Here is an 8,283-nt window from a genome sequence, read left to right as displayed (position 1 = left end):
GGCTGCGTTTCACCAAAACGCTGGTACGCGAAGCGTTCAGTAAATCAGCTTGAGGAACGACGATGAACAACGTTGAAACCATCAAAGTGGTCCCGGCGCGCTATCCGCTGCGCACCGTGGGGGCGATTGTTGCGCTGTTTGTGCTGGCGGTGGTCATTCAGTCGGTAGCCTTTAACCCCCGCTGGGAGTGGGCGGTGTTTGCCCGCTGGTTCTTCGACCCGGTGATCCTCGAAGGGGTGGGGCAGACATTACTCCTGACCCTGATCGGCACCGCCCTTAGCGTGGTGATCGGCGGCCTGTTAGCGCTGGCCCGGTTGTCCTCCTCGTGGCTGTTGAGCAGCCTCGCCTGGGGGTACATCTGGCTCTTCCGCTCCCTGCCGCTGATTGTGGTCCTGATCATCCTTTACAACTTCTCCTATCTCTACGACACGCTGTCGCTCGGCGTGCCGTTTACCGGCATCACCTGGGGCAGCTTTGAGACCATCAACGTGCTGGGGCAATTCTCCACGGCGGTGGTCGGGCTGACGCTGGTGCAGAGCGCCTATACCGCGGAGATCATTCGCGGCGGCTTTTTAGGGGTCGATCACGGCCAGTATGAAGCGGCAGCCGCGCTGGGTTTACCGGCCTCTCGCCGCACCCTGCGTATCATTCTTCCGCAGGCGCTGCGCACCATTTTGCCTTCCGGGTTCAACGAAATCATCAGCCTCGCCAAGGGCACAGCGATGGTCTACGTCCTGGCCATGCCGGAGCTGTTCTACACCATCAAGATGATCTACAACCGCACCCAGGAGGTGATCCCGCTGCTGATGGTCGGTGCCGTCTGGTATCTGGTGATCACTACCGTGCTCTCGGCCATTCAGCATCTGGTTGAGCGAGGCCTGGCCCGCAGCGAGCGCCGTTCGGCGGTAAACAGCTCCCGCGCCACCCGTACCCGTTCCGTTACCACCCCAACCACACAGGAGCCCGTCCATGCCAGCCTCTCCTGAAGGACATATTTCCATTACCGGTGTGAGCAAGTTCTTTGGCCGCCACAAGGCGCTGGATAACGTCTCGCTGGAGATCCCGCCCGGCTCGGTAACGGTGATCCTCGGCCCGTCCGGCTCCGGTAAATCGACCCTGCTGCGCACCATTAACCACCTGGAGCGCGTTGACGAAGGCTTTATCCAGATAGACGGGGATTACATCGGCTATCGCCGCGAGGGCAACACGCTGTACGAGCTGAAAGAGAAGGCGATCCTCAAACAGCGGGTCAACGTCGGCTACGTGTTCCAGAACTTCAACCTCTTCCCGCACCTGACGGTGCTGGAAAACCTGATCGAAGCGCCCATCGCCCACAAACAGCTGAGCCGTAAAGAGGCCGTCGAGCGGGCTTACGAACTGCTGGACGTCGTGGGGCTGCGGGATAAAGCCGACGCCTGGTCGCGTCATCTGTCTGGCGGGCAGCAGCAGCGCATCGCCATTGCCCGGGCGCTGGCGTTGCGTCCGCGGGTGATCTTGTTTGATGAACCCACCTCGGCGCTGGACCCCGAACTCGTTGGCGAGGTGCTGGATGTGATCAAAAAGCTGGCCCGCTCCGGCACGACGCTGGTGGTGGTGACCCATGAGATCGGCTTCGCCCGGGAGGTGGCGGACCAGGTGGTGTTTATGGTCGACGGCAAAATCGTGGAGCAGGGCAGCAGCGACGAGGTGCTGAACCGTCCATCTCACGCCCGAACGCGACAGTTCCTGTCCAAAGTACTGTAAGGAGTGAAGATGAAAAAGGGATTACTGGCGTTGTTCATGGTGGCATCCACAAGCCACGCCGCGATTGATTTGCAGGCTAACGAGCAGCCATTACCGGTGACGGTGGACAAGCAGGCGGTGGCGAAGATCCCCGCTAACTACAAATTTGTCGAACCGGGCACCCTGACGGTGGCTATTTCGGCGCTCAACTCGCCGCCGCTGGCATTGCTGGCAAGCGATAACCGCACCCGCATCGGCAGCGATCCGGATATCGCCAGGCTGCTGGCGGGCAGTCTCGGTCTGAAGCTCAAGCTGGTGCCGACCGCGTGGGAGGACTGGCCGCTGGGCATCACCTCCGGGCGCTACGACGTGGCGCTGGTGAACATTGCGGTGACCGAGCAGCGTAAAGAGAAGTTTGATTTTGCCACCTATCGCGTCGATAACCTGGCCTTCTCGGTAAAAACCACCAGCGAGGTGCAATCGATTAAAAGCGCCGCCGATCTCTCAGGTAAAAAAGTGATTGTCGGCTCCGGCACTAATCAGGAGCGCATTCTGCTGGGCTGGAACGAGGAGAACAAAAGCGCCGGGCGGGAGCCTGCGCTGCCGGTCTACCTGACCGACGACGCCTCCGGCAATCTCTATATTCAGTCCGGCAGGGCGGATGTCTTCTTCGGCCCGCAGTCGGTTTCGGCCTATAAAGCGGCGCTGACCGGCAAAACCCGGGTGGTGGGTTTAGGGCCGAAGAAGGCGTATGTGGCGACCACCACCAAAAAGGGGAACGGACTGGTATACGCCTTACAGGCCGCCCTCGACGGGGCGATCCAGCGGGGAGAGTACCAGAAGGTGCTGGCGCGCTGGGGCGAGCAGGGCGAAGCGGTGACGCAGTCGGAGGTCAATCCGCCAGGCATCACCTACTGATGCTGCTCTACACTTAGGGTTTTGACCCTGAAGTGGAGCGATCATGATCAAAGTGTATGGCGTACCGGGCTGGGGTTCAGCCATCAGTGAGGTGATGCTGACCCTCGCCGACATTCCGTATCAGTTTATCAACGTCGACGGGTTCGATAAGCCGGGGGCAACCCGTGAGCTGCTGGAAAAACTCAACCCGCTGTGTCAGGTGCCAACCCTCGAGCTGGAAAATGGCGAAATCATGACGGAGACGGCGGCGATCGCGCTGATGATCCTCGATCGTTGCCCGGATCTTGCGCCTCCGGTTGGACGCGCGGAGCGCCAGCAGTTTCAGCGCCTGCTGATCTGGCTGGTAGCTAACGTCTATCCCACCTTTACCTATGCCGACTACCCGGAGCGCTGGGCACCGGACGCCCCGGAACAGCTACAGCAAAACTGCCGTGAATACCGGAAATCGCTCTACCTGTGGCTGGATAATCACCTTAAAGCCACCCCATACGCCTTTGGCGAGCAAATCACGCTGGTGGACTGCTACCTGTGCGTGATGCGTACCTGGGGACCACGTCCGGACTGGTTCGCTGCCAATACCCCGAAGATCACGGCCCTCGCCGATAGCGTGTGCAAGCTCCCGAAACTGCACAAGGTGCTAAAAGACAACACTATTCTCTGCTAGTCTGGAATGCTCATTCAAAAGGAGCCCTGCACATGCCACACGTTGATATCAAATGTTTCCCGCGCGACCTGAACGACGAGCAAAAAACCGCCCTGGCGGCGGATATCGCCGAAGTGATTACCCGTCATCTGAACAGTAAAGATCGCGCCATTTCCGTAGCCCTGAACGAGGTCGCAGAAGCTGACTGGAAAGCGCAGGTCTGGGACAGGGAGATTGAGCCGAAGCTGGATGAGCTGATTAAAAAGCCGGGTTATTCGATGTAAGCCTTTTGCCGGGCGGCGGCCTACAAAGGCTTAATTCGTAGGCCGGGCAAGCGCCGCGCCGCCCGGCACACAGCCCGCACTGAGCTAAACATACAGCTCCGGATGCGCTTCAAGCATCGCCAGCATATTATCCCGAATCTCATCCTGCGCCCCGGCCATCCACACCGCCTCCAGCGGCATCCCCATCTGCTCCGCACCGTTCAGCTGCACAAATTTCACGCCCGGCATCAGATAGCGACTGCTCCAGGCGGGCACAATCGCCAGCCCAATGCCTGCTGCCACCAGGTTGATAATGGTCTGCTTCTCATCCGCCATCTGTGACACTGTCACCTCTATTCCGGCGTGATGGAAAAGATTCATGGTCAGGTCGTGGCTGTGCGGGCGCGAGCGCCGCTCCGGCAGGATCATCGGCATCCCTTCCAGCTCCGCGATATCGACCTTCTCCCGGTCGGCAAACGGATGGCTGGCGGGCAGAGCGAGAATTCCCGGCTCATTGCATAAAAATGCCCGGCCAAACTGGGCGTCGAGCTGCGCGGGCGGGCGGATAAAGACCAGATCCAGCCTGCCGCTTTTCAGCTTCGGCAGCAGATGCACGGTCTTATCTTCGAACAGCTGGATCTCCACATCCGGGTAGTGCTGGCGGAAGAGATGCAGCAGTCCGGGCAGCAAACCGATGGCCGCGCTGTCGATAGTTCCGACGCGTAAAAGCGGCTGCGACCGGCGTGGATTTTGACGAAATTGCAACATAATCGCGTCGGCATGGGCGAGCAGCTTTCGTGCCTCTTCCCGCAGCAAGACGCCGTTCTCCGTGAGCGCCACCCGGCGGGTCGAGCGGGTAAACAGCCGCGTGCCAAGTGCCTCTTCTAAAAGACGAATATTCCTTCCCAGGGCGGAGGGCAGCATATCCAGGCGCTGGGCCGCCTGACCGAAATGCAGGGTTTCGGCTACCGCCAGAAAACAGCGCAGGTGTTGTAGTTCCATTTTGGGTCGCTCGCGATTATTGCATTTTTTTGTATAAACCGATGCGCATGATCATGCAAGAAATATCAGCATACTCATCAGGGCAGCCCGACTGCGTACCCTACAAAATAATTATGAGGAACACCTCACATGACCTGCACAATCGAACAACGGGTAATGCGCAAAATCACCTTGCGCATCGTACCCTTCATCATGCTGTTGTACTTCATCGCCTTCCTCGACCGCGTGAACATCGGTTTCGCGGCGCTCACCATGAACGCCGACCTCGGCTTCTCCCCGGCAGTGTTTGGCTTCGGCGCCGGGATCTTCTTCCTCGGCTACTTCCTGTTTGAGGTGCCCTCCAACCTGATCCTGCATAAGGTCGGGGCGCGCATCTGGATTGCCCGGGTGATGATCACCTGGGGGCTGGTCTCCGGCGGCATGGCTTTTGTCCAGGGCACCACCAGCTTCTACACCCTGCGTTTTCTGCTTGGCGTGGCGGAAGCGGGCTTCTTCCCGGGGATCATCCTCTACTTAAGCTACTGGTTCCCGGCGCAAAAGCGCGCCCAGGTGACGGCCATCTTTATGGCGGCGGCACCCATCTCCACCGCCCTCGGCTCGCCCATCTCCGCGGCGCTGCTGGAGATGCACGGCATGATGGGCTTTGCCGGCTGGCAGTGGATGTTTGTTCTCGAAGCAGTACCGGCGGTAATCCTCGGCGTGGTGGTGCTGTTCTGGCTCACCGATCGCCCGGAAAAGGCGAAATGGCTCAGCGAAGAGGAGCGCGGCTGGCTGATCGCCACCCTGCAACGCGAGCAGGCGGCGAAACAGGCCACGGCCCAGCACAGCGTCTGGAAGGGGCTGCTGGATAAACGCGTTCTCGCGCTGTCGCTGGTCTACTTTGGCACCTCCGCCGGGCTCTATACCCTGGGCATCTGGTCGCCGCAGATCATCAAAACGCTCGGCGTCTCCTCCATGACCGTTGGCCTGCTGAATGCGATCCCTGCGGTGCTGGCGGTAGCGGCGATGGTGCTCTGGGCGCGTCATTCCGACAGAACAGGTGAGCGCTCTTGGCACGTGATTGCCGCCTGCATCGTGGCGGCGGCAGGGCTGTTTATGGCGGGCAGCACGGCGAGCATCGTTGGGGTGATCCTCGCCCTGACCATCGTTAACTGCGGCATCAGCGCCTCTAAGCCACCGCTGTGGAGCATGCCAACCCTGTTCCTTTCTGGTTCGGCGGCGGCGGCGGGGATTGCCACCATCAACTCCCTCGGTAACCTGGGCGGCTTCGTCGGTCCGTTCATGATTGGCCTGATTAAGCAACAGACCGGCAGTTATACCTGGGGACTGTGGTTTGTCGCCGGGCTGCTGATCCTCTCTTCACTGGTGGTGCTGTGGCTATCGGCGTCCAGCCGCAAGGCGCAGGCCAACGAAACATTAATTCAGTCAAAACATTAATTTAAGGAAAAAACCATGAAAGATTACGCCATTGCAGCCATCCCCGCAGACGGTATCGGCCCGGAAGTGATCACCGCAGGGGTTGAGGTCTTACACGCGCTGGCCCAGCGTCAGGGAGATATGCGTTTCACAGTACATACCTTCGAGTGGGGCTCGGACTACTACAAAACCCACGGCGTGATGATGCCGGAGGATGGCCTGGAGCAGTTAAAAGCCTTTGATGCCATCTATTTTGGCGCGGTGGGCGCGCCGGACGTGCCGGATCACATCACCCTGTGGGGGCTGCGCCTGCCGATCTGCCAGGGCTTTGATCAGTATGCCAACGTGCGGCCAACCAAAATTCTGCCGGGCATTCAGTCCCCGCTGCGCAAGGCGGTACCCGGCACCCTCGACTGGGTGATCGTGCGTGAGAACTCGGAAGGGGAATATTCCGGCCACGGCGGTCGTGCGCACCGCGGCCTGCCGGAAGAGGTGGGCACCGAGGTGGCGATCTTCACCCGCACCGGGGTAACGCGCATTATGCGCTACGCCTTCCGCCTGGCGCAGTCCCGTCCGCGTAAGTTGTTAACCGTTGTCACCAAGTCTAACGCCCAGCGCCACGGGATGGTGATGTGGGATGAGATCGCTGCCGAAGTCGCCCGCGAATTCCCGGACGTCACCTGGGACAAGATGCTGGTGGACGCCATGACCGTGCGCATGACCCTCCACCCGGAGTCGCTGGATACCATCGTGGCAACCAACCTGCACGCCGATATTCTCTCCGACCTGGCGGGGGAGCTGGCGGGCGGTATGGGGGTTGCGCCGACCGCCAATATCGACCCGGAGCGGCGTTTCCCGTCGATGTTCGAACCGATCCACGGCTCGGCGTTTGATATCACCGGTAAAGGCATCGCCAACCCGGTCGCCAGCTTCTGGACTGCGGCGCAGATGCTGGAGCATCTGGGGGAAGGGGAAGCCGCTGCACGCCTGATGGCGGCGGTGGAGCGGGTCTGCGCCGAAGGGATCATGACCCCGGACGTGGGCGGCACGGCCAACACCCGCGAGGTCACCCAGGCGGTGATCCGCGCCATTGCAGAAGGCTGATCTATGGCACAACACGACGACAGCGTCCTGCGAGGGGCGCTTACTGAGATCTTCATGGCGGCGGTGAAAAGCGCCGACCCCCATGAGGCGCTGATTAACGCCCTGCCGGAGAAACCGCGCGGGCGCTGCATTGTGGTGGGCGCCGGGAAAGCCAGCGCCGCCATGGCCGCCGCGCTGGAGGCCGCCTGGCCGGATGTGGATCTACAGGGCGTGGTGGTAACGCGTTACGGGCACGCTGTGCCGACGGAAAAAATCCGTATCGTCGAGGCGGCGCACCCGGTATCCGATGCCATGAGCGAAGTGGCTTCAATGCTGATGATGGAGCAGGTGAAGCACCTCACCGCCGACGACTGCGTGATTGCGCTTATCTCCGGCGGGGGATCGTCCCTGCTGGCCCTCCCGCGGCAGGGCATCACCCTGGCCGACAAGCAGGCGGTGAACAAAGCGCTGTTGAAGAGCGGGGCGACCATCAACGAGATGAACACGGTGCGCAAGCAGCTGTCGGACATCAAAGGCGGACGTCTGGCGCTGGCGGCGCTACCTGCCCGGGTGATTACGCTTATCATCAGCGACGTACCGGGTGACGATCCCCAGAGCATTGCCTCCGGCCCGACGGTGGCGGACAGCTCCACGCCAGAAGAGGCGCTGGAGATTATCGCCCGCTATGGCCTGAAACTGCCGGAGCCGGTAATGCGGGTGCTACGCACCCCGCGTGCCCCGGTGACGACAGCAGAGATTGACGAGGATATCCGCCTGATCGCCACCCCCTCCGGCGCGCTGGCCGCTGCCGCAGCCGTGGCGCAGAAGATGGGATACACCCCGCTGATCCTGGGGGATGCCCTGGAAGGGGAAAGCGCGCAATTAGGTATCGTGATGGCCGGGATTGCGAAATCCGTGAAACAGCACGGCCTGCCGGTAAAAGGCCCGGCGGTGCTGCTGAGCGGTGGAGAGACCACGGTGACGATTGGCGATACGGGATGTGGCCGCGGCGGGCGCAACACCGAGTTCCTGCTGGCGCTGGCCTGTGCCCTGAAGGGCGAGGCGGGAATTTACGCCATCGCCGGGGACAGCGACGGGATTGACGGCACCGAGGATGCGGCGGGAGCGATTGTCACGCCGGATACGCTGGCTCGCACCGCCCTGGATGCTAAGGCGATGCTGCGCGGGCATGACAGCTATAGCTACTTTGCCGCCGCAGGCGATCTGGTGGTGACC

9 protein-coding genes are annotated in these 8,283 nt (G+C 61.1%); 8 read left to right on the top strand and 1 reads right to left on the bottom strand.

Annotated features, from left to right (window positions below; translation table 11 throughout):
- The first annotated feature begins 62 nt into the window (after positions 1-62).
- The 5 genes from WFM46_RS21615 to pptA are packed head-to-tail and all read left to right on the top strand — an operon-like array spanning position 63 to position 3,567.
- The gene (locus WFM46_RS21615) at positions 63-986 is read left to right on the top strand and encodes an amino acid ABC transporter permease (RefSeq protein ID WP_336998505.1); all 924 of its coding nucleotides are present in this window, start codon (positions 63-65) and stop codon (positions 984-986) included.
- Positions 970-1,743: an amino acid ABC transporter ATP-binding protein gene (locus WFM46_RS21610; protein WP_336998504.1), complete on the top strand. Its 774-nt coding sequence runs from the start codon at positions 970-972 to the stop codon at positions 1,741-1,743. Before WFM46_RS21615 ends, WFM46_RS21610 begins: the two co-directional genes overlap by 17 nt.
- 9 nt (positions 1,744-1,752) lie before the next feature.
- A complete protein-coding gene (locus WFM46_RS21605; protein ID WP_336998503.1) occupies positions 1,753-2,640 on the top strand; it encodes a transporter substrate-binding domain-containing protein in 888 nt (295 codons plus the stop codon).
- A 43-nt stretch (positions 2,641-2,683) separates the two neighbouring features.
- A complete protein-coding gene (locus WFM46_RS21600) occupies positions 2,684-3,304 on the top strand; it encodes a glutathione S-transferase family protein (RefSeq protein WP_336998502.1) in 621 nt (206 codons plus the stop codon).
- 32 nt (positions 3,305-3,336) lie between these two features.
- Positions 3,337-3,567, top strand: coding sequence for a tautomerase PptA (gene pptA, locus WFM46_RS21595; protein WP_156654533.1), 231 nt, complete (start codon positions 3,337-3,339; stop codon positions 3,565-3,567).
- An 84-nt stretch (positions 3,568-3,651) separates the two neighbouring features.
- Here the strand turns inward: pptA and WFM46_RS21590 are convergent, their stop codons facing one another.
- Complete coding sequence (locus tag WFM46_RS21590) at positions 3,652-4,548, bottom strand: LysR family transcriptional regulator (protein ID WP_336998501.1); 897 nt, start codon at positions 4,546-4,548, stop codon at positions 3,652-3,654.
- Between the two features lie 129 nt (positions 4,549-4,677).
- Here WFM46_RS21590 and WFM46_RS21585 point away from each other — a divergent pair, with 129 nt between their 5' ends.
- The 3 genes from WFM46_RS21585 to WFM46_RS21575 form a co-directional block, all read left to right on the top strand.
- Positions 4,678-5,985 (top strand): MFS transporter, encoded by a 1,308-nt coding sequence (locus WFM46_RS21585; protein ID WP_103822020.1) that lies wholly within the window; start codon positions 4,678-4,680, stop codon positions 5,983-5,985.
- Positions 5,986-6,000: 15 nt separating this feature from the next.
- Positions 6,001-7,068, top strand: coding sequence for a tartrate dehydrogenase (locus WFM46_RS21580; protein ID WP_336998500.1), 1,068 nt, complete (start codon positions 6,001-6,003; stop codon positions 7,066-7,068).
- Between the two features lie 3 nt (positions 7,069-7,071).
- Positions 7,072-8,283, top strand: a 1,212-nt coding sequence (locus WFM46_RS21575; RefSeq protein ID WP_336998499.1) for a glycerate kinase type-2 family protein, incomplete at its 3' end; no start/stop codon positions are given.

The organism is Leclercia sp. M50 (assembly GCF_037150775.1).
GTDB lineage: Bacteria > Pseudomonadota > Gammaproteobacteria > Enterobacterales > Enterobacteriaceae > Enterobacter.
This window is presented reverse-complemented; position numbering and strand designations above follow the sequence as displayed.

Bases quoted from the DNA above. Each gene is read 5' to 3' on its own strand.
- WFM46_RS21615 (WP_336998505.1), top strand. From the start codon at position 63: ATGAACAACGTTGAAACCATCAAAGTGGTCCCGGCGCGCTATCCGCTG.
- WFM46_RS21610 (WP_336998504.1), top strand. From the start codon at position 970: ATGCCAGCCTCTCCTGAAGGACATATTTCCATTACCGGTGTGAGCAAG.
- WFM46_RS21605 (WP_336998503.1), top strand. From the start codon at position 1,753: ATGAAAAAGGGATTACTGGCGTTGTTCATGGTGGCATCCACAAGCCAC.
- WFM46_RS21600 (WP_336998502.1), top strand. From the start codon at position 2,684: ATGATCAAAGTGTATGGCGTACCGGGCTGGGGTTCAGCCATCAGTGAG.
- pptA (WP_156654533.1), top strand. From the start codon at position 3,337: ATGCCACACGTTGATATCAAATGTTTCCCGCGCGACCTGAACGACGAG.
- WFM46_RS21590 (WP_336998501.1), bottom strand. From the start codon at position 4,548: ATGGAACTACAACACCTGCGCTGTTTTCTGGCGGTAGCCGAAACCCTG.
- WFM46_RS21585 (WP_103822020.1), top strand. From the start codon at position 4,678: ATGACCTGCACAATCGAACAACGGGTAATGCGCAAAATCACCTTGCGC.
- WFM46_RS21580 (WP_336998500.1), top strand. From the start codon at position 6,001: ATGAAAGATTACGCCATTGCAGCCATCCCCGCAGACGGTATCGGCCCG.